Annotated in this window: 16 protein-coding genes and 1 pseudogene; 16 read left to right on the plus strand and 1 reads right to left on the minus strand. The window is 51.6% G+C overall.

Translation table 11 applies throughout. The features are described from left to right. The first annotated feature begins 43 nt into the window (after nucleotides 1–43). The 16 genes and pseudogenes from DSM2777_RS07190 (at nucleotide 44) to mutT (ending at nucleotide 20,288) form a co-directional block, all read left to right on the plus strand. Nucleotides 44–1,806 (plus strand): annotated as a pseudogene (locus tag DSM2777_RS07190) (peptidoglycan glycosyltransferase FtsI). Then, nucleotides 1,793–3,280, plus strand: a complete 1,488-nt coding sequence (gene murE / locus DSM2777_RS07195; protein ID WP_061553545.1) for a UDP-N-acetylmuramoyl-L-alanyl-D-glutamate--2,6-diaminopimelate ligase — start codon at nucleotides 1,793–1,795, stop codon at nucleotides 3,278–3,280. Before DSM2777_RS07190 ends, murE begins: the two are co-directional and overlap by 14 nt. After that, nucleotides 3,277–4,653, plus strand: a complete 1,377-nt coding sequence (gene murF, locus DSM2777_RS07200; protein ID WP_061553546.1) for a UDP-N-acetylmuramoyl-tripeptide--D-alanyl-D-alanine ligase — start codon at nucleotides 3,277–3,279, stop codon at nucleotides 4,651–4,653. The genes murE and murF overlap by 4 nt, the downstream gene beginning before the upstream one ends. Continuing rightward, complete coding sequence (gene mraY / locus DSM2777_RS07205; protein WP_004094552.1) at nucleotides 4,647–5,729, plus strand: phospho-N-acetylmuramoyl-pentapeptide-transferase; 1,083 nt, start codon at nucleotides 4,647–4,649, stop codon at nucleotides 5,727–5,729. The genes murF and mraY overlap by 7 nt, the downstream gene beginning before the upstream one ends. A 1-nt stretch (nucleotide 5,730) precedes the next feature. Next, nucleotides 5,731–7,047 carry a UDP-N-acetylmuramoyl-L-alanine--D-glutamate ligase gene (gene murD / locus DSM2777_RS07210; protein WP_061553547.1) on the plus strand — a complete coding sequence of 439 codons (1,317 nt, stop codon included), beginning with the start codon at nucleotides 5,731–5,733 and terminating at the stop codon, nucleotides 7,045–7,047. A gap of 83 nt (nucleotides 7,048–7,130) precedes the next feature. After that, nucleotides 7,131–8,285 carry a cell division protein FtsW gene (gene ftsW / locus DSM2777_RS07215; RefSeq protein WP_230676541.1) on the plus strand — a complete coding sequence of 385 codons (1,155 nt, stop codon included), beginning with the start codon at nucleotides 7,131–7,133 and terminating at the stop codon, nucleotides 8,283–8,285. Further along, nucleotides 8,282–9,361: an undecaprenyldiphospho-muramoylpentapeptide beta-N-acetylglucosaminyltransferase gene (gene murG, locus DSM2777_RS07220; RefSeq protein WP_025800362.1), complete on the plus strand. Its 1,080-nt coding sequence runs from the start codon at nucleotides 8,282–8,284 to the stop codon at nucleotides 9,359–9,361. The genes ftsW and murG overlap by 4 nt, the downstream gene beginning before the upstream one ends. Before the next feature lie 105 nt (nucleotides 9,362–9,466). Further along, nucleotides 9,467–10,924 carry a UDP-N-acetylmuramate--L-alanine ligase gene (gene murC / locus DSM2777_RS07225; protein WP_061555346.1) on the plus strand — a complete coding sequence of 486 codons (1,458 nt, stop codon included), beginning with the start codon at nucleotides 9,467–9,469 and terminating at the stop codon, nucleotides 10,922–10,924. Further along, nucleotides 10,917–11,837 carry a D-alanine--D-alanine ligase gene (locus DSM2777_RS07230; RefSeq protein WP_061555347.1) on the plus strand — a complete coding sequence of 307 codons (921 nt, stop codon included), beginning with the start codon at nucleotides 10,917–10,919 and terminating at the stop codon, nucleotides 11,835–11,837. Before murC ends, DSM2777_RS07230 begins: the two co-directional genes overlap by 8 nt. Before the next feature lies 1 nt (nucleotide 11,838). Continuing rightward, nucleotides 11,839–12,705 carry a cell division protein FtsQ gene (gene ftsQ, locus DSM2777_RS07235; protein WP_061553548.1) on the plus strand — a complete coding sequence of 289 codons (867 nt, stop codon included), beginning with the start codon at nucleotides 11,839–11,841 and terminating at the stop codon, nucleotides 12,703–12,705. Then, on the plus strand, nucleotides 12,702–13,958 hold the full coding sequence (gene ftsA / locus DSM2777_RS07240) for a cell division protein FtsA (protein ID WP_004094542.1): 1,257 nt from the start codon (nucleotides 12,702–12,704) through the stop codon (nucleotides 13,956–13,958). The genes ftsQ and ftsA overlap by 4 nt, the downstream gene beginning before the upstream one ends. 69 nt (nucleotides 13,959–14,027) lie before the next feature. Next, entirely contained in the window at nucleotides 14,028–15,188 is a 1,161-nt protein-coding gene (gene ftsZ / locus DSM2777_RS07245) for a cell division protein FtsZ (protein ID WP_025800357.1), read from the plus strand. A gap of 113 nt (nucleotides 15,189–15,301) precedes the next feature. After that, nucleotides 15,302–16,219 (plus strand): UDP-3-O-acyl-N-acetylglucosamine deacetylase, encoded by a 918-nt coding sequence (gene lpxC / locus DSM2777_RS07250; RefSeq protein ID WP_025800356.1) that lies wholly within the window; start codon nucleotides 15,302–15,304, stop codon nucleotides 16,217–16,219. A 260-nt stretch (nucleotides 16,220–16,479) separates the two neighbouring features. Then, entirely contained in the window at nucleotides 16,480–17,007 is a 528-nt protein-coding gene (gene secM, locus DSM2777_RS07255) for a secA translation cis-regulator SecM (protein WP_046457416.1), read from the plus strand. 76 nt (nucleotides 17,008–17,083) lie between these two features. Beyond that, nucleotides 17,084–19,792, plus strand: a complete 2,709-nt coding sequence (gene secA, locus DSM2777_RS07260) for a preprotein translocase subunit SecA (RefSeq protein WP_046457417.1) — start codon at nucleotides 17,084–17,086, stop codon at nucleotides 19,790–19,792. Nucleotides 19,793–19,898: 106 nt separating this feature from the next. Next, nucleotides 19,899–20,288, plus strand: a complete 390-nt coding sequence (gene mutT, locus DSM2777_RS07265) for an 8-oxo-dGTP diphosphatase MutT (protein ID WP_040045447.1) — start codon at nucleotides 19,899–19,901, stop codon at nucleotides 20,286–20,288. Nucleotides 20,289–20,390: 102 nt separating this feature from the next. Here mutT and yacG read toward each other — a convergent pair whose 3' ends face one another. Next, nucleotides 20,391–20,585, minus strand: coding sequence for a DNA gyrase inhibitor YacG (gene yacG, locus DSM2777_RS07270; protein ID WP_061553549.1), 195 nt, complete (start codon nucleotides 20,583–20,585; stop codon nucleotides 20,391–20,393). Between the last annotated feature and the right edge of the window lie 56 nt (nucleotides 20,586–20,641).

The raw sequence follows: 20,641 nt of genomic DNA on the forward strand, positions 1-20,641 counted from the left end.
TGTTTTCAACAGACCACCTTCGACGTAGGTAAATGTGTAATCAATGAAAGCAGTGCGACCCGGAAAGTTAAAGCGTCAGGAAGATCAGGCCAGCTTTGTCAGCTGGCGTTTTGCGTTGCTCTGTGGGTGCATATTTATTGCCTTGATGGGTTTGTTAGGCCGCGTGGCTTATTTGCAGGTGATTAATCCCGATCGCTTAGTGCGTGAAGGCGATGCGCGTTCTTTGCGCACGCAGCCTATTCTGACTTCACGCGGGATGATTAGCGATCGTGCAGGCCGCCCGTTGGCCGTGAGCGTGCCTGTTAATGCCATTTGGGCCGATCCGAAAGAAGTGAATGAACGCGGTGGTATAACGCTGGATTCACGTTGGAAGGCGCTGGCCGATGCGCTGGAAATGCCGCTGGATAAAATGGCTGCGCGTATCAACGCCAACCCGAAAGGGCGCTTTGTTTATCTCGCTCGTCAGGTGAATCCGGCGATGGCTGATTACATCCATAAGCTGAAGCTTCCAGGTATTTTCCTCAAGCAAGAATCCCGTCGTTATTATCCTGCTGGGCAAGTAACCGCTCACATCATCGGTGTGACCAACATTGATGGTCAGGGGATCGAAGGCGTTGAAAAGAGCTTTGACCGCTGGCTAACCGGCCAGCCGGGTGAACGTACCGTGCGTAAAGACCGCTTTGGCCGCGTGATTGAAGATATTTCCTCGGTGGATAGCCAAGCCGCGCATAACTTGGCGCTCAGTATCGATGAACGTCTACAGGCGTTGGTCTACCGTGAGTTAAATAACGCGGTGGCGTTTAACAAAGCGGAATCTGGTACTGCTGTGCTGGTTGACGTGAATACCGGCGAAGTGTTGGCGATGGCAAACAGCCCATCGTATAACCCCAATAATTTGGCCGATACGCCTAAAGAAACCATGCGTAACCGCGCTATTACCGACATCTTCGAACCGGGTTCCACGGTGAAGCCGATGGTGGTGATGACCGCGTTACAGCACAACGTGGTGAAAGAGAATAGCGTACTGAATACGCTCCCTTATTTTGTTAACGGGCACCAGATTAAAGACGTGGCCCGTTACTCAGAACTCTCCATTACGGGGATTCTACAGAAGTCGAGTAACGTCGGTGTATCAAAGCTGGCGTTAGCGATGCCGTCCTCTGCGCTGGTAGAAACCTACTCGCACTTTGGATTGGGTAAGGCGACCAATTTGGGGCTGGTCGGAGAAAGTAGTGGCATGTACCCAAAAAACAACGGTGGTCTGACATAGAGAGGGCCACCTTTTCTTTCGGATATGGGCTAATGGTAACGCCGTTACAGCTAGCACGTGTCTATGCAACGATTGGCAGCCTTGGGATTTATCGTCCGCTGTCGATTACCAAAGTCGATCCACCGGTTCCGGGCGAACGCGTATTCCCTGAGCCCATCGTTCGCACGGTTGTGCACATGATGGAAAGCGTTGCACTGCCGGGCGGTGGTGGGACAAAAGCAGCAATCAAAGGCTATCGCATCGCGATTAAAACAGGGACCGCGAAAAAAGTCGGTCCAGATGGCCGTTATGTAGATAAATACATTGCTTATACCGCTGGCGTTGCGCCAGCAAGTAATCCTCGATTTGCTCTGGTTGTGGTCATTAACGATCCGCAGGCAGGGAAGTATTACGGTGGTGCGGTATCTGCTCCGATCTTCGGCGCTATCATGGGCGGCGTTCTGCGCACCATGAACGTTGAGCCGGATGCGTTGCCCACGGGTGATAAAAACGAATTAGTGAACAATAAAAAAGAGGGTTCAGGTGGCAGATCGTAATTTGCGCGCGCTTTTGGCTCCTTGGGTAGCAGATGCTCCGGAGCGCGTTTTGCGAGAGATGACATTAGACAGCCGCGTTGCGGCTGCGGGTGATCTGTTTGTGGCGATCGTTGGCCACGCGGTAGATGGTCGCCGTTATATTCCGCAAGCGATAGCGCAAGGCGTTGCTGCAGTCATCGCTGAGGCAGATGGGGAAGCAGAAGATGGCACCGTTCGCGAGAGCCACGGCGTTCCCGTTATCTACCTGAGTCAGTTAAACCAGCGCTTATCCGCGTTGGCAGGACGCTTTTACCATCAGCCGGGTGCTGATTTGCGCTTAATCGGCGTAACAGGAACCAACGGCAAAACGACCATTACCCAATTGTTGGCACAGTGGGGCCAGCTATTAGGCGAAACCAGTGCGGTAATGGGAACGGTGGGCAATGGCCTACAGGGTCAAGTTCATCCAAGTGAAAATACGACCGGTTCTGCGGTTGATGTGCAGCATTTGCTGCGCAGCTTGGTGTCTCAAGGCGCCACGCTGGCGGCGATGGAAGTTTCTTCCCATGGTTTAGTGCAAGATCGCGTTGCCGATCTGCCGTTTGCTGCATCGGTATTCACCAATCTGAGCCGCGATCATCTGGATTACCATGGTGACATGGCGCATTACGAACAGGCTAAATGGCTGCTGTTCTCCACTCACCACAGCGGTGAAAAAATTATTAACGCTGACGATGAAGTCGGTCAGCGCTGGTTGGCTAAGTCTCCAGATGCCATTGCGGTAACCATGGAACAGCGCTTGCCAGAAAATTGGTCTGGGCGCTGGGTTTCAGCGACCGACGTTGATTATCACGACGGTGGCGCAAGCATCAGCTTTGACTCTTCATGGGGTAAAGGCTTGCTGGAAAGCCGCTTGATGGGAGCCTTTAACGTCAGCAATTTGCTGGTTGCTGCCGCTACCATGCTGGCACTTGGCTATCCATTAGAAGCGTTGTGTAAAAGCTCTGCTCAGTTGCAGCCCGTATGTGGCCGCATGGAAGTGTTCGCTGCTCCTGGTAAGCCAACCGTCGTTGTTGACTATGCGCATACGCCGGATGCACTAGAGAAAGCGCTTGAAGCGGCGCGTTTGCACTGCAAAGGCCAGCTATGGTGCGTATTTGGCTGCGGCGGCGATCGCGATAAAGGTAAGCGCCCACTTATGGGGGTGATTGCTGAGCAATATGCCGATCGCGTTGTTGTCACTGACGATAACCCGCGTAGCGAAGAGCCTCGCGCCATCATGGCCGATATTCTGAACGGCATGCTTGATGCAGGCCGTGCACAGGCTGTTTCTGGCCGCGCCGAAGCCGTTACCGGAGCCATCATGCAGGCTAAGCCTGATGATGTGATTCTCGTGGCAGGCAAAGGCCATGAAGATTATCAACTGGTTGGCAACCGTCGTTTGGATTATTCCGATCGCGTGACCGTAGCACGTCTGCTGGGGGTGATTGCATGATCCCTGTTTCTTTGCAGGCTATCGCTGAGGCGGTTAACGGCCAGTTGATTGGTGCTGATACACAAATTACTGATGTTGTGACCGATACGCGCAAGCTAACCGACGGCTGCTTGTTTATCGCGTTGAAAGGCGAAAAATTTGATGCTCATGATTTTGCGGCCGATGCAGTGAGTCAGGGCGCTGGCGCTTTGCTAGTAAGTAAACACTTACCGATTGATGCTCCGCAGATTGTGGTTGCTGATACGCGTATTGCGCTGGGGTTGCTTGGCGCATGGGTTCGTCAGCAAATGCCCGCTCGCGTTATCGCGCTTACCGGTTCATCGGGCAAAACGTCGGTGAAAGAGATGAGCGCGGAGATTCTGCGCCAATGCGGCAACGTGCTGTATACCTCGGGTAATTTTAATAATGACATCGGCGTGCCGCTGACGTTATTACGCCTTGAGCCACAGCATGAATATGCGGTGATTGAGCTGGGCGCCAACCACGTGGGCGAAATTGCCTATACGGTAGATCTGGTTAAGCCAGAAAGTGCCTTAGTTAATAATCTGGCTGCTGCACATTTGGAAGGCTTCGGTTCCTTAGCCGGTGTAGCCAAAGCCAAAGGTGAGATTTTTGATGGTTTGGCCGCGAACGGCACAGCCATTATCAATGCCGATAATAACGACTGGCCACATTGGCAAGAAAAGATTACCAACCAGCGCGTATGGCGTTTCTCTCCGCAGGCCGCTGAGTCCGTGGATTTCTTTGCCAGCGATGTCCGCGTGACACATCAAGGCACCGAGTTTGATCTGCACACGCCGTTTGGTACTGCGCCGGTGGTTCTGCCGCTGCCGGGTCGTCATAACATCGCGAATGCGCTCGCGGCGGCTGCGCTGACGATGTCAGTAGGCGCAACGCTTGAGAATGTGCGCAACGGATTAAGCGAACTCAAAGCGGTTCCCGGTCGCTTATTCCCGATCCGTTTGAATTCAGAACAGCTGATTCTCGATGATACCTATAACGCCAACGTGGGCTCTATGACCGCGGCAGCGCAGGTGTTGGGCTCAATGCCTGGCTATCGCGTCATGGTGGTGGGTGATATGGGCGAGTTGGGCGCTGAAGAAGAAGATTGTCATCGTCAGGTGGGCATTGCGGCTCGCGAGGCGGGGATTGATAAAGTGCTGAGCGTTGGCCGTTTAAGCCATCTCATCAGCGAGACCAGTGGTTGTGGTGAACATTTCACGGACAAAACGGCTCTGATTGAGCGCCTAAAAAACCTGTTATGCGAACATGCGGCGATCACCATTTTAGTTAAAGGTTCACGTAGTGCCGCTATGGAGCAGGTAGTACGAGGCTTATCTGTGCAGGAAATGCAGGAGAATCAATCATGTTAGTCTGGCTGGCCGAACACTTGGTCAAATACTATTCCGGCTTCAACGTCTTTTCCTATCTGACGTTCCGCGCCATTGTCAGCTTGTTGACGGCGCTGTTCCTGTCGCTGTGGATTGGGCCGCGAATGATTGCTCGCCTGCAAAAAATGTCTTTCGGTCAGGTTGTTCGTAACGACGGCCCTGAATCGCATTTCAGCAAGCGCGGTACGCCAACGATGGGCGGACTGATGATCCTGACCTCCATCACCATTTCCGTGTTGATGTGGGCATACCCGTCTAACCCTTACGTCTGGTGCGTGCTGTTTGTATTGCTCGGCTATGGCGTTGTCGGCTTTGTTGATGATTATCGCAAAGTGGTACGTAAAAATACCAAGGGCCTGATTGCACGCTGGAAGTACTTCTGGCAGTCGGTGATTGCGCTGGTAGTTTCTTTTGCCATGTACTCCATCGGTAAAGGAACTCCGGCAACCGAGCTGGTGGTTCCCTTCTTCAAGGATGTCATGCCGCAGCTGGGTCTGCTGTATATCTTGCTGAGCTATTTTGTGATTGTGGGTACCAGTAACGCCGTTAATCTCACCGATGGTTTAGACGGATTGGCTATTATGCCTACCGTTTTTGTTGCGGCGGGAATGGGGCTGGTGGCTTGGGCGACCGGTAACATGAACTTTGCTGCTTACCTGCATATTCCTTATCTGCGTCACGCCGGTGAACTGGTGATTGTCTGCACGGCTATTGTCGGCGCGGGGCTTGGATTCTTATGGTTTAACACTTATCCAGCTCAGGTCTTTATGGGCGATGTTGGCTCTCTGGCTCTGGGTGGTGCGCTGGGTACGATCGCGGTGTTGCTGCGTCAGGAATTCCTGCTGGTGATTATGGGCGGCGTATTTGTGATGGAAACCCTCTCGGTTATTTTGCAGGTGGGCAGCTTCAAACTGCGCGGCCAGCGAATTTTCCGTATGGCGCCAATCCATCACCACTATGAACTGAAAGGCTGGCCAGAACCTCGCGTTATCGTGCGCTTCTGGATTATCTCTCTGATGCTGGTGCTGATTGGCCTAGCAACCTTGAAGGTGCGTTAATATGGTGGACTATCAGGGTAAGAAAGTCGTCATCATTGGCCTCGGGCTTACGGGCCTGTCATGCGTTGATTTCTTCTTGGCACGTGGCGTAACGCCGCGTGTTATCGATACCCGTATTTCTCCACCGGGGCTGGATAAGCTGCCGGAAAACGTCGAGCGTCACTTGGGCGATATGAACCAAGAGTGGCTGCTGGATGCCGACCTCATCGTTGCAAGTCCCGGAATTACCCTTGCTTCCCCTGCGCTCAGCGTGGCGGCAGAAGCAGGTGTTGAGATCGTGGGTGATATTGAGTTGTTTTGTCGCGAAGCGCAGGCTCCCATTGTAGCTATCACGGGGTCTAACGGTAAAAGCACCGTAACAACCTTAGTCGGCGAAATGGCTAAATCTGCGGGCTGGAACGTTGGCGTGGGGGGCAATATCGGTTTGCCTGCGCTGATGCTGCTAAAGCAAGAGTGCGATCTTTACGTACTTGAACTCTCTAGCTTCCAGTTAGAAACCACCAATAGCCTGCGGGCGGCTGCGGCCACGATCCTGAATGTCACCGAAGATCACATGGATCGCTACCCGCTTGGGTTGCAGCAATACCGCGCTGCCAAGCTGCGTGTGTATGAAAATGCCAAAGTTTGCGTGGTTAACTCCGACGATGCGCTCACGATGCCGATTCGCGGTGCGGATTCGCGCTGCGTGAGTTTTGGTGCCGACGTGGGCGATTATCATTTGAATCGTCAGCAGGGTGAGATTTGGCTGCGCGTGCGTGGTGAAAAAGTTCTCAATACGCGTGAAATGAAAGTCACCGGCAAACATAACTTCACTAACGCATTGGCTGCGTTAGCGCTGGCGGATGCCGTTGGTATTCCACGTGCTTCGAGCTTAAAAGCACTGACAACGTTTACCGGTTTAGCACATCGCTTCCAGCTGTCATTGGAGCATAACGGCGTGCGTTGGATTAATGATTCCAAGGCCACCAACGTTGGCAGCACTGAAGCGGCGCTCAATGGCTTACACGTTGATGGCACTTTGCATCTATTGCTCGGTGGCGATGGCAAATCAGCCGACTTCAGCGCATTGGCGCAATACCTACAAGGCGATAACGTGCGTCTGTACTGCTTTGGTCGGGATGGCGCGCAGCTCGCTGCTTTGCGTCCTGAGATTGCCGAGCAGACAGAGACTATGGAACAAGCGATGCGAGTGATTGCTACCAAAGTGAAAACCGGCGATATGGTTCTGTTATCTCCAGCCTGCGCTAGCCTTGACCAGTTTAAAAACTTTGAACAACGCGGCGACGAGTTCAGCCGTTTAGCCAAGGAGCTTGGCTGATGCGTCTGCGACTCCCGCGGTTACCGCGCCCTAAATTCTCGTTGCCACATTTTGGTTTAATCACGCGTTTGCGTGAGTGGGTGATGGGAGCGGGCGAGAGCGATGCGGCGATGGTGGTGCTGTACGATCGCACTTTGCTCTGGCTGACCTTTGGTTTGGCGGCAATTGGCTTTGTGATGGTGACATCAGCATCCATGCCAATTGGCCAACGTTTGGCAGACGATCCTTTCCTGTTTGCGAAACGTGATGCGCTGTATCTGGCATTGGCGTTTGGGCTGGCGATGGTGACGCTGCGTGTGCCGATGGAAATCTGGCAGCGCTATAGCAATGCGTTATTACTGATGGCCGTTGCGATGCTGCTGATTGTTCTCGTGGTCGGTAGCTCGGTGAACGGTGCTTCGCGTTGGATTGCGTTTGGTCCGCTACGTATTCAGCCCGCAGAGATCTCCAAGCTGGCGCTGTTTTGCTATCTCTCCAGCTATCTGGTGCGCAAAGTTGAAGAGGTTCGTTCGAACTTCTGGGGCTTCTGTAAACCGATGGGTGTGATGGTGGTATTAGCGGTTCTGCTGCTGGCTCAGCCTGACTTGGGTACGGTGGTGGTGCTGTTTGTGACCACGCTAGGTTTGCTGTTCTTGGCGGGTGCCAAAATGTGGCAATTCTTAGCCATTATCGGCTCCGGTATTTTTGCCGTTGTGTTACTGATTATTGCAGAACCGTATCGTATGCGCCGCGTAACGTCGTTCTGGAATCCATGGGCCGATCCTTTCGGCAGTGGTTACCAGCTGACGCAATCGCTGATGGCCTTTGGCCGCGGTGAATTCTGGGGACAGGGCTTGGGTAACTCGGTACAAAAACTGGAGTATTTACCTGAAGCGCACACCGACTTTATTTTCTCAATTTTAGGCGAGGAACTTGGGTATTTCGGTGTGGTTCTTGCTTTGTTAATGGTATTCTTCGTCGCTTTTCGTGCTATGTCGATCGGACGTCGTGCGTTAGAGGCAGATCAGCGTTTTTCTGGTTTTTTAGCCTGCGCCATCGGTATTTGGTTTAGTTTTCAGGCACTGGTTAACGTTGGGGCTGCCGCAGGGATGTTGCCGACGAAAGGTCTGACGTTGCCGCTAATTAGTTACGGTGGTTCCAGCTTGCTGATTATGTCGACCGCGTTGGTATTGCTGTTACGCATTGATTATGAAACTCGTCTGGAAAAAGCACAGGCGGTAGTAAGGGGTTCCCGATGAGTAGCAATGCTGATCATCAACAGAATAAACGCCTGATGGTAATGGCGGGTGGCACCGGTGGGCATGTGTTCCCTGGTTTAGCCGTCGCGCATTATTTGCAGGCTCAAGGATGGCAGGTGCGTTGGTTAGGCACCGCCGATCGAATGGAAGCCCAGTTGGTCCCACAGCACGGTATAGAAATTGATTTTATTCAGATTTCTGGCCTGCGTGGTAAAGGATTGAAGGCACAGCTAGGCGCGCCAATCCGCATTTTCCGCGCGGTTCGCCAAGCTAAAGCCATTATGAAGGCCTATAAGCCAGACGCCGTTTTAGGTATGGGCGGATATGTTTCAGGCCCCGGTGGTTTGGCTGCGTGGCTATGTGGTGTTCCGGTTGTGCTGCATGAACAAAATGGGATTGCCGGTTTAACCAACCGCTGGCTGTCTAAGATTGCTAAGCGCGTATTGCAGGCTTTTCCGGGCGCATTCCCGAATGCACCCGTGGTGGGTAACCCAGTGCGTGAAGACGTTCTGGCGCTGCCAGCCCCACAGCAGCGTTTAGCTGGCCGTATGGGGCCGATTCGAGTGCTGGTGGTTGGCGGAAGCCAAGGAGCCCGCATCCTGAACCAAACCATGCCGAAAGTTGCTGAGCAACTGGGTAGCCGAATTACGCTGTGGCATCAGGTAGGGAAGGGCGCTTTGCCAACGGTATTAGCCGACTATGAAAAAGTCGGTCAGACGCAGCACAAAGTGACTGAGTTTATTGATGACATGGCGGCAGCCTATGACTGGGCAGACGTCGTGGTATGTCGCTCTGGTGCACTGACGGTGAGCGAAATCGCGGCCGCTGGGTTGCCTGCATTGTTCGTACCGTTCATGCACAAAGATCGCCAACAGTATTGGAATGCGTTGCCGCTAGAAAAAGCAGGCGCTGCAAAAATCATTGAACAACCACAGTTGACCGTGGAGTCAGTGACGGCGACGTTGGCAGGATGGGATCGCCAAACCCTGTTAGAAATGGCAGAGAAAGCTCGCGCTGCTGCAATTCCCGATGCGACTGAACGTGTCGCCGCCGTGATTTGTGAAGTTGCGAAATAATTTACCGCTGAGCGGGTCGCTAGTTGTTAGCACCGGCCAAAATGACAGAACTGAGAAACAGTGAATAAGAACGTAAATACTCAACAACTCGCGAAACTGCGTACCATGGTGCCTGAGATGCGTCGCGTCCGGCATATTCACTTTGTCGGCATCGGCGGTGCGGGCATGGGCGGTATTGCCGAAGTGTTGGCTAATGAAGGCTATCAAATTAGCGGTTCTGATTTAGCGCCGAACCCTGTCACGCAGCAGTTAACCGAACTGGGCGCACAGATATATTTCAACCATCGTCCTGAAAACGTCAAAGACGCGAGCGTGGTTGTGGTTTCGACGGCGATTTCTGCGGATAACCCAGAGATCGTTGCGGCGCGTGAAGCGCGTATTCCCGTTATTCGCCGCGCTGAAATGCTGGCTGAGCTGATGCGTTTTCGTCATGGCATCGCGATTGCTGGCACCCATGGCAAAACAACGACAACGGCGATGGTTTCCAGCATTTATGCCGAAGCCGGTTTGGATCCAACGTTTGTAAACGGTGGTCTGGTGAAAGCGGCAGGCACGCATGCGCGTTTAGGCTCGAGCCGTTATTTGATTGCTGAAGCAGACGAAAGCGATGCCTCTTTCCTGCATCTACAGCCGATGGTTGCCGTGGTTACTAATATCGAAGCCGATCATATGGATACCTACCATGGCGACTTCGAGAATCTGAAGCAGACGTTTATTAATTTTCTGCACAACCTGCCGTTCTATGGCCGTGCGGTGATGTGCATTGATGATCCTGTGGTGCGTGAGTTATTACCGCGTGTAGGACGTCACATCACTACCTACGGTTTTAGCGATGATGCAGATGTGCGTATCGAGTCCTATCAGCAAAATGGCGCACAGGGCACTTTCTTCATCTGTCGTCAGGATAAGCCTCGTTTAGCGGTAACGTTAAATGCGCCAGGCCGCCACAACGCCCTGAACGCGGCAGCAGCCGTTTCGGTTGCCACCGAAGAGGGGATTGCGGATGAAGACATTCTACGTGCGCTAGAAGGCTTCCAAGGCACCGGACGTCGCTTTGACTTCCTTGGCGAGTACTCGCTGGAGAATGTGAACGGCAAAGAAGGTAAAGCCATGCTGGTGGATGACTATGGTCATCACCCAACGGAAGTGGACGCCACGATTAAAGCGGCTCGCGCAGGATGGCCGGATCGTCGTCTGGTGATGGTATTCCAGCCGCACCGTTTCACACGTACCCGCGACCTGTATGACGATTTTGCAAATGTGCTGTGTCAGGTTGACGTTTTATTGATGCTGGATGTGTACTCCGCCGGTGAAGCGCCAATTCCGGGAGCCGATAGCCGCTCTCTGTGCCGCACTATTCGTGGCCGTGGCAAGTTAGATCCCGTACTGGTGTCTGACGCTGCAACATTGCCAGCTACGCTGGCTCAGTTTTTAGAAAATGACGACCTGATTTTGACTCAGGGCGCCGGAAATATTGGCAAAGTGGCGCGGACTTTGGCTGAGCAGAAATTGCAGCCGATTAACGTTGACAGAACAAGTACGGATGAAAAACATCATGGCTGAGAAAGTTGCTGTATTACTGGGTGGTACCTCCGCAGAGCGTGAAGTCTCTTTACAGTCAGGCCAAGCGGTTCTGAATGGTCTGAAAGAGGCGGGTATTGACGCGCATCCGGTGGATATAAAAGACTTCCCCGCGACACAATTAAAAGACGCGGGCTTCGATAAGGTCTTTATCGCTCTGCATGGCCGTGGTGGTGAAGATGGAACGCTGCAAGGGGTTCTGGAGTTCCTGCAACTGCCTTATACCGGCAGCGGCGTAATGGCGTCGGCGCTGACCATGGACAAACTGCGTACCAAGCTGGTTTGGCAGGCGTCTGGCTTACCGGTGTCGCCTTTTGTTGCAATCAGCCGTGACCAGTTTGATGAAGGCTTAACTCAAGAAATGTTGGTTGAGCTGAATGCATTAGGTTTACCGCTGATCGTTAAGCCGAGCCGTGAAGGTTCAAGCGTCGGAATGAGTAAAGTCAGCGATGCCAGCGAGTTCGACGATGCGTTGGTTGAAGCCTTCCACCATGACGACGACGTGCTGGTTGAGAAGTGGTTAAGCGGCCCTGAATACACCGTGGCTTTCTTGGGCGAAGAGATTTTACCATCAATTCGTATACAAGCGCCGGGAGTCTTCTATGATTATGAAGCTAAGTACTTGTCGGATAAGACTGAATACTTCTGCCCAAGCGGTTTGAGCGAAGAGCGCGAACGTGAACTGGCTGAGCTGGCACGTAAAGCCTATAAATCGCTGGATTGCAGCGGCTGGGGACGCGTAGACGTTATGATGGACGCCGATGGAGAGTTTTATTTGCTGGAAGTGAATACGGCTCCGGGGATGACCAGCCATAGTCTGGTTCCAATGGCGGCGCGCCAGTATGGGTTGAGCTTCTCTCAGCTAGTTGCCCGCATCTTGGAGCTGGCTAACTGATATGTCGCAGGCAGCCCTGAACACTCGCGACCGTGAACCGACTGGTTCTGGCCAACGCCGTAGTGGTGCAGGTCTGCGTCGCAGTAATGGTATTTGTTTGTTTGGTATGATTTTTTTACTGATCATACTGGGTTCAATAGTGGTTAGTGGTTGGATGGTGGTGAGCTGGATGAAAGATGCCAGCCGTATGCCGCTTTCCAAGCTGGTGGTGACCGGTGAGCGTCATTTCACGAAGAGTGACGATATTCGTCAGGCGATTTTGTCGCTGGGTGCTCCGGGCACGTTCATGACGCAAAACGTCGATGTTATCCAGCAACAGATTGAGCGTTTACCGTGGATTAAGCAGGCCAGCGTGCGTAAGCAGTGGCCTAACGAACTCAAGATCCATTTAGTTGAGTACGTTCCGGTCGCACGTTGGAATGACTTACGTTTGGTCGATGCTGAAGGCAAATCGTTCAGCGTGCCAGCAGAGCGTACAGTGCAGCAGAAAATGCCGTTGCTGTATGGCCCAGAAGGCAGCGAAAATGATGTGCTGGAAGGCTATCACTCGATGAGTCAGGAACTGGCGAAGAATAATTTTAAGCTGAAAATGGTGTCAATGAGTGCGCGTCACTCATGGCAGCTAGGTCTGGATAACGACATTCGTCTTGAGCTGGGACGTGATGATCCTTCTGGACGACTGGCGCGGTTTGAGGAACTTTATCCCGCGTTACAGCAGCAGGCGCAGGCAACCAATCAACGTATTAGCTACGTTGATCTGCGCTATGACACCGGCGCCGCCGTGGGATGGGCTCCAGCGCCGCTTGACCAGCAGACACAGCAAAACGCTAATCAGCAACAGAATCAGGCACAGGTTAAACAACAATGATCAAGTCGACGGACAGAAAACTGGTAGTTGGACTGGAGATCGGAACGGCGAAAGTAGCCGCTCTGGTAGGGGAAGTTCTGCCCGATGGCATGGTCAATATCATCGGTGTGGGCAGTTGCCCATCCCGTGGCATGGATAAGGGCGGTGTTAACGATCTGGAATCCGTCGTTAAATGTGTCCAACGCGCTATTGATCAAGCCGAACTGATGGCAGATTGCCAAATTTCTTCAGTCTATTTGGCGCTTTCTGGCAAACATATCAGCTGCCAGAACGAAATAGGGATGGTTCCTATTTCCGAAGAAGAAGTGACGCTGGAAGATGTAGAGAATGTGGTTCATACCGCGAAGTCTGTTCGCGTGCGTGATGAGCACCGTGTTCTGCATGTTATCCCGCAGGAATATGCCATCGACTATCAAGAAGGCATCAAAAATCCGGTTGGCCTATCCGGCGTGCGTATGCAAGCTAAGGTTCATCTGATTACCTGCCATAATGATATGGCAAAGAATATTGTCAAAGCAGTTGAGCGCTGTGGGCTTAAGGTCGATCAACTGATTTTTGCCGGACTTGCAGCGAGTTATGCTGTATTGACCGAGGATGAGCGCGAACTGGGCGTTTGTGTGGTAGATATCGGCGGTGGCACCATGGATATGGCAGTCTATACCGGTGGTGCACTGCGTCATACCAAGGTTATCCCGTATGCAGGCAATGTGGTTACCAGTGATATCGCCTATGCATTTGGAACACCGCCTACCGACGCCGAAGCGATTAAAGTTCGTTACGGCTGTGCGATGGGCACGTTGGTCAGCAAAGACGAAAGCGTTGAAGTCCCTAGCGTGGGTGGACGTCCGCCACGCAGTTTGCAGCGTCAGACGCTGGCTGAGGTTATCGAACCTCGTTATACCGAACTGTTAAATCTGGTGAATGATGAAATTCTGCAGTTGCAGGAACAGCTTCGCCAGCAGGGTGTCAAACATCATCTGGCAGCAGGGATTGTATTGACCGGTGGTGCCGCGCAGATCGATGGATTGGCAGCGTGTGCGCAACAGGTTTTCCATACGCAGGTGCGTATTGGGCAGCCTCTGAATATCACTGGCCTGACAGATTATGCGCAGGAACCTTACTACTCAACGGCGGTTGGGTTGCTGCATTACGGAAAAGAGTCTCACCTTAGCGGTGAAGCCGAAGTAGAAAAAAGAGCTTCAGTGGGCAATTGGTTCAAGAAAATCAACGGCTGGCTGAGAAAAGAGTTTTAATGTTTAAAAAAAGAGATCATCCTTACGCGTTATGATCTCGAAGCGACAGGCACAAAACGGAGAGAAACTATGTTTGAACCAATGGAATTAACCAATGACGCGGTGATTAAAGTCATCGGCGTCGGCGGCGGCGGTGGCAATGCCGTAGAGCACATGGTGCGTGAGCGTATCGAGGGCGTAGAGTTCTTCGCCGTTAACACCGATGCTCAGGCGTTGCGTAAAACAGCTGTCGGCCAAACTATTCAGATCGGTAGTGGTATCACTAAAGGTTTGGGGGCGGGTGCAAACCCAGAAGTCGGCCGTAACTCTGCAGAAGAAGACCGTGAAGGTCTGCGCGCTGCATTGGAAGGTGCTGACATGGTATTCATCGCGGCCGGTATGGGCGGTGGTACAGGTACGGGTGCAGCGCCGGTTGTGGCTGAAGTAGCCAAAGATTTAGGTATTCTGACTGTTGCCGTGGTGACTAAGCCTTTCAACTTTGAAGGCAAAAAGCGCATGGCGTTTGCAGAGCAGGGTATTGCTGAACTGTCCAAACACGTGGACTCCCTGATCACTATCCCGAACGATAAGCTGTTGAAAGTTCTGGGGCGTGGTATTTCCCTGTTAGACGCCTTCGGCGCAGCTAACGACGTACTGAAAGGTGCGGTGCAGGGTATCGCGGAACTGATTACACGCCCAGGTCTGATGAACGTCGACTTCGCGGACGTGCGTACCGTGATGTCTGAAATGGGTTATGCCATGATGGGTTCAGGTATTGCCTGCGGTGAAGACCGTGCAGAAGAAGCGGCTGAAATGGCTATCTCTTCTCCACTGTTGGAAGACATCGATCTGTCTGGTGCGCGTGGCGTGCTGGTTAACATCACTGCGGGCTTCGACCTGCGTTTAGATGAGTTCGAAACCGTTGGTAACACTATTCGTGCATTTGCTTCTGACAATGCAACCGTGGTTATCGGTACTTCTCTGGATCCAGAGATGAACGATGAACTGCGCGTTACCGTTGTTGCGACCGGCATCGGCATGGATAAGCGTCCTGAAATCACACTGGTAACGAGCAAACAGGCTCCTCAGCCGGTTATTGACCAGCGCTATCAGCAGCACGGCTTGTCTCCGTTACCACAAGAAAACAAACCTGCAGCGGCTAAAGTCGTTAACGACCAGACCGCTCAGGGGAGCAATAAAGAACCAGATTATCTGGATATTCCAGCCTTCTTGCGTAAGCAAGCTGACTAATTTACTCAGATATTTGGCATCTCCGCTCTTTGTGCTAAACTGTCCCGCCGCCCTTAGTATAAAGTTAACTTTGCTAAAGGTGGTTGGATGGATAAACACTGCGAGATAAAACGATGATCAAACAACGGACATTAAAACGTATTATTCAGGCGACTGGTGTCGGTCTTCATACCGGCAAGAAGGTCACTCTGACTATGCGCCCAGCCGCGGCTAACACCGGGGTCATCTATCGTCGCACTGACTTGAATCCACCGGTTGATTTTCCGGCTGATGCAAAATCCGTGCGTGATACCATGCTCTGTACTTGCCTGGTTAATGAGCATGACGTGCGTATTTCTACCGTAGAACATTTAAACGCTGCTCTGGCAGGTTTAGGCATCGACAACTTAATTATTGAAGTTGATGCGGCAGAAATCCCTATCATGGATGGCAGCGCCAGTCCTTTCGTTTATCTGCTGTTAGAAGCGGGTATCGAAGAGCTGAACTGTGCGAAGAAATTCCTTCGCCTGAAGCAGACTGTGCGTGTTGAAGATGGCGATAAGTGGGCCGAACTGTCTCCGTATAACGGTTTCAGCTTAGACTTTACTATCGACTTCAATCATCCAGCGATTGATTCCAGCTCACAGCGTTATCGGATGGATTTCTCCGCCGAATCGTTTGTGCGCCAAATTAGCCGTGCGCGTACTTTTGGTTTTATGCGCGATATCGAATATTTACAGTCCCGTGGTTTGTGCCTGGGCGGTAGCTTCGATTGTGCCATCGTTGTGGACGATTACCGCGTTCTTAACGAAGATGGCCTGCGTTTTGAAGACGAATTCGTTCGTCACAAAATGCTGGATGCGATTGGTGACTTGTTCATGTGTGGACATAACATCATTGGTGCATTCACTGCATTCAAATCAGGTCATGCATTGAACAACAAACTGTTACAAGCAGTATTGGCTAAGCAGGAAGCTTGGGAATACGTAACGTTTGAAGATGATGCCGAAATGCCAATCGCATTCCGCGCACCAACAACAGTTTTGGCTTAACGCCTACTGTTTCTGATCACGACTGGTGGAGTTAGTACTCTCTCCGGCTAATGAAGCCAGTCGTTCTAATTTTTACTCCTGCTTAAAACTTCTATTAGTGCTTTATTCCCCGCTTTAATTCTTCATAATCAAACTAGTATGATATGAACTCATCATTATTATTGTTTCTATCGATTGGTATTGATGAATCCTGATGTGGATTGATGATAATAATGGTAAAATCTGCGGCCTATGTGTAAGTGGAAACACGGAAATCTGATGTGATTGGTATTCTCAATCGTTGGCGACAATTTGGCAGACGCTATTTTTGGCCGCATCTCCTTTGGGGGATGGTCGCGGCTACGCTTGGTGTGCCTACTGCATTAGCGAATACCGAACAAACTAAAGTTGCCGATCCTTCCGCCAGCTTGCAGCGTTTAATCAACGCCCACAACACAAATGAATTCGCGTGGCTTCAGGCCAGCAAACGCCGCGGTAATTTCCAATCCGTGGATTATTGGCATCAGCACGCACTGCGCACCGCGATTCGGCATTTAAGCTATCGCATGACGCCGCAGGCAACGGCGAGTGAACCCGTTAATGATGTCAAGGTTGATGAGCTACATGCTCAGCAGCTGGTGTTACTCAGTTCTTTAAGCTCGCTGTTAACGTTACAGCCAGCTATCACGCCATCTACCCCCGTTTTATTGATGCCTGAGTCGGATGCAGCGCCTGCCGCGCATACGCCAGCACTCTGGGTTGCTCAGGTTCAGGGCATTCGTGCCGGACCCCAGCTGCGCCATATCTAATCGCTTTTTATACCATCTCATCACTATAAAATTTGGGCGATCGTCAAGCATCGCTCCTTAAGAGATATTAAGAATTATGTTAATCAAATTATTGACCAAGGTTTTTGGTAGCCGTAACGATCGTACTCTGCGCCGTATGCGCAAAGCTGTAGCGCTGATTAATCAGATGGAACCGGAGATGGAAAAACTCTCCGACGACGAGCTGAAAGCAAAAACCAATGAGTTCCGTGAGCGTTTGGCCAAAGGCGCAACGGTAGAAAGCCTGTTGCCAGAAGCGTTTGCGACCGTTCGTGAAGCGAGTAAGCGCGTGTTTGGTATGCGTCACTTCGACGTTCAGCTGTTAGGCGGTATGGTTCTGAATGATCGCTGTATCGCAGAAATGCGTACTGGTGAAGGTAAAACCCTGACCGCAACCCTGCCAGCTTATCTGAATGCGCTGAGCGGCAAAGGCGTACACGTCGTTACCGTGAACGACTACTTGGCACAGCGTGACGCCGAAAACAACCGTCCACTGTTTGAGTTCCTCGGTCTGTCTGTTGGTATCAACCTGCCTGGTATGACCGCACCGGCGAAACGCGCCGCTTACGCCGCTGATATCACCTACGGTACTAACAACGAATACGGTTTTGACTATCTGCGCGACAACATGGCGTTTAGCCCTGAAGAACGCGTTCAGCGCAAATTGCACTACGCGTTGGTGGATGAGGTTGACTCCATTCTGATCGACGAAGCGCGTACACCGCTGATCATCTCTGGTCCTGCAGAAGACAGCTCTGAGATGTACATCCGTGTGAATAAACTGATTCCTAAGCTGATCCGTCAGGAAAAAGAAGACTCGGATACCTTCCAAGGTGAAGGTCACTTCTCCGTTGATGAGAAAAGCCGTCAGGTTAACCTGACCGAACGTGGTCTGATCCTGATCGAAGAGATGCTGGTTGAAGCGGGCATCATGGAAGAAGGCGAGTCTCTGTACTCTCCGGCAAACATTATGCTGATGCACCACGTCACTGCGGCATTGCGCGCACACGTGCTGTTTACGCGTGACGTTGACTACATCGTTAAAGATGGCGAAGTTATCATCGTCGATGAGCACACCGGCCGTACCATGCAAGGTCGTCGCTGGTCTGATGGTCTGCATCAGGCGGTTGAAGCGAAAGAAGGCGTTGAGATCCAAAACGAAAACCAAACGCTGGCTTCTATCACCTTCCAGAACTACTTCCGTCTGTATGAAAAATTAGCCGGTATGACCGGTACTGCTGATACCGAAGCATTCGAATTCAGCTCTATCTACAAACTGGATACCATCGTTGTTCCAACCAACCGCCCAATGATCCGTAACGATATGCCTGATCTGGTCTACATGACTGAAATGGAAAAAATCGGTGCGATTATTGAAGATATCCGTGAATGTACTAAACGCGGACAGCCAGTGCTGGTGGGTACTATCTCGATTGAAAAATCAGAAGTGGTTTCTCAGGAGCTGACTAAAGCGGGTATCAAACACAACGTATTGAACGCCAAGTTCCATGCGAAAGAAGCAGATATCGTTGCCAACGCCGGTCAGCCTGGTGCGGTCACTATCGCAACCAACATGGCCGGTCGTGGTACTGACATCGTGTTGGGCGGCAGCTGGCAGACTGAGGTCGCTGAGCTGGTTGAGCCTACCGACGAACAGATTGAAGAAATCAAAGCTGCATGGAAAATTCGCCATGACGCAGTTCTGGCTGCGGGCGGTTTACACATCATTGGTACCGAGCGTCATGAATCACGCCGTATCGATAACCAGCTGCGTGGCCGTGCGGGTCGTCAGGGTGATGCCGGTTCTTCTCGCTTCTACCTGTCTATGGAAGATGCCCTGATGCGTATCTTCGCTTCTGACCGTGTTACCGGCATGATGCGTAAACTGGGGATGAAACCAGGCGAAGCTATCGAGCATCCTTGGGTGACCAAAGCAATCGCCAATGCGCAGCGTAAAGTGGAAAGCCGTAACTTCGATATTCGTAAGCAGCTGCTGGAATATGATGACGTGGCTAATGACCAACGTCGTGCGATCTATACCCAGCGTAACGAACTGCTGGACGTAAGCGACGTTAGCGAAACTATTACCAGCATCCGTGAAGACGTCTTTAAAACCGTCCTTGATACCTATATTCCACCGCAATCGCTGGAAGAAATGTGGGATATCGAAGGTCTGCAAGAGCGTCTGAAGAATGACTTTGATTTGGAAATGCCAATCAAAGAATGGCTGGATAAAGAGCCAGAATTGCATGAAGAAACCCTGCGCGAGCGCATTTTCCAGCAGGCCGTTGAAGTTTATCAGCGTAAAGAAGAAGTTGTGGGCGTTGAAATGATGCGCAACTTTGAGAAAGGCGTGATGCTGCAAACGCTGGATTCCCTGTGGAAAGAGCATTTGGCTGCCATGGACTATCTGCGTCAGGGTATTCATCTGCGTGGTTATGCGCAGAAAGATCCTAAGCAAGAATATAAGCGTGAATCTTTCGCAATGTTCGCCGCTATGCTGGAATCGCTGAAATATGAAGTGATCAGCGTGCTGAGCAAAGTTCAGGTGCGTATGCCAGAAGAAGTTGAGGCAATGGAACAGCAGCGTCGTGAAGAAGCTGAGCGCTTGGCTCGCCAACAGCAGCTGAGCCACGTCGATGATGCAACTCTGGTTGCACAGGATCTGGCTTCTCAGACCGGTGAGCGCAAAGTTGGCCGTAACGATCCATGCCCTTGTGGTTCTGGCAAAAAATACAAACAGTGTCATGGTCGCCTGCAAGGCTAATCACTTAACGCTGTGAACATCATCGTTATCAAGGGATACGCTTTGGCGTATCCCTTTTTCTTATCTTCTCAGGTAAGAATGTCATCAGAAGGAATAAGTTATGAGCCTGAAACATTTGCACATTGCAGTAGGCATTATTCGCAATGACGAAGGGGAAATTTTCATTACTCAGCGTGGCGGCGACTCGCATTTATCCGGCCTGTGGGAGTTTCCCGGCGGAAAAATTGAGGTTAATGAGAGCCCGGTTCAGGGATTGCAGCGTGAGTTATTAGAAGAAACGGGGATCGAAGTCTTAGACAGCGAATTGCTATACCAGTTGGATCATCGTTTTAGTGACCGTATCGTCACGCTCTATTTCTATTTGGTTAAGCGTTGGAATAAAACGCCATATGGACGAGAAGGTCAGCCAATGCGTTGGGTGCACCAGCATCAGCTGAAAGCTGAGGAGTTTCCTGAGCCTAACAAGCCAGTTATCGAACAGCTTAACAAGGCATAACAAGGCATAACAAGGCATAACAAGGCATAGTGCAGTTCAAAACGTAGTGCAGTTCAAAGCATAGCTCAAATGGCGTAGGCAAAACCTACGCCGGTGAACGCATTACTGCTCTTCACTCCAGTCATCGCTTTCTGAAAGATCGGAATTGCTCGGAATGCGTTTCTCTTCATCGGCCCATTCACCAAGGTCAATCAGCTGGCAGCGTTTGCAGCAGAAAGGGCGATAAGGGCTTTGCTCGCTCCATATTACGGATTTGCCGCAGATAGGGCAGTTCACCGTCATAACTTCATCTGTCATTTTCTATTTCCTTTCATGCTCACATTTGAGAACGCTTCAGCGCCGTGAGCCTTTAG

The organism is Obesumbacterium proteus, from assembly GCF_001586165.1.
GTDB classification, from domain to species: domain Bacteria; phylum Pseudomonadota; class Gammaproteobacteria; order Enterobacterales; family Enterobacteriaceae; genus Hafnia; species Hafnia protea.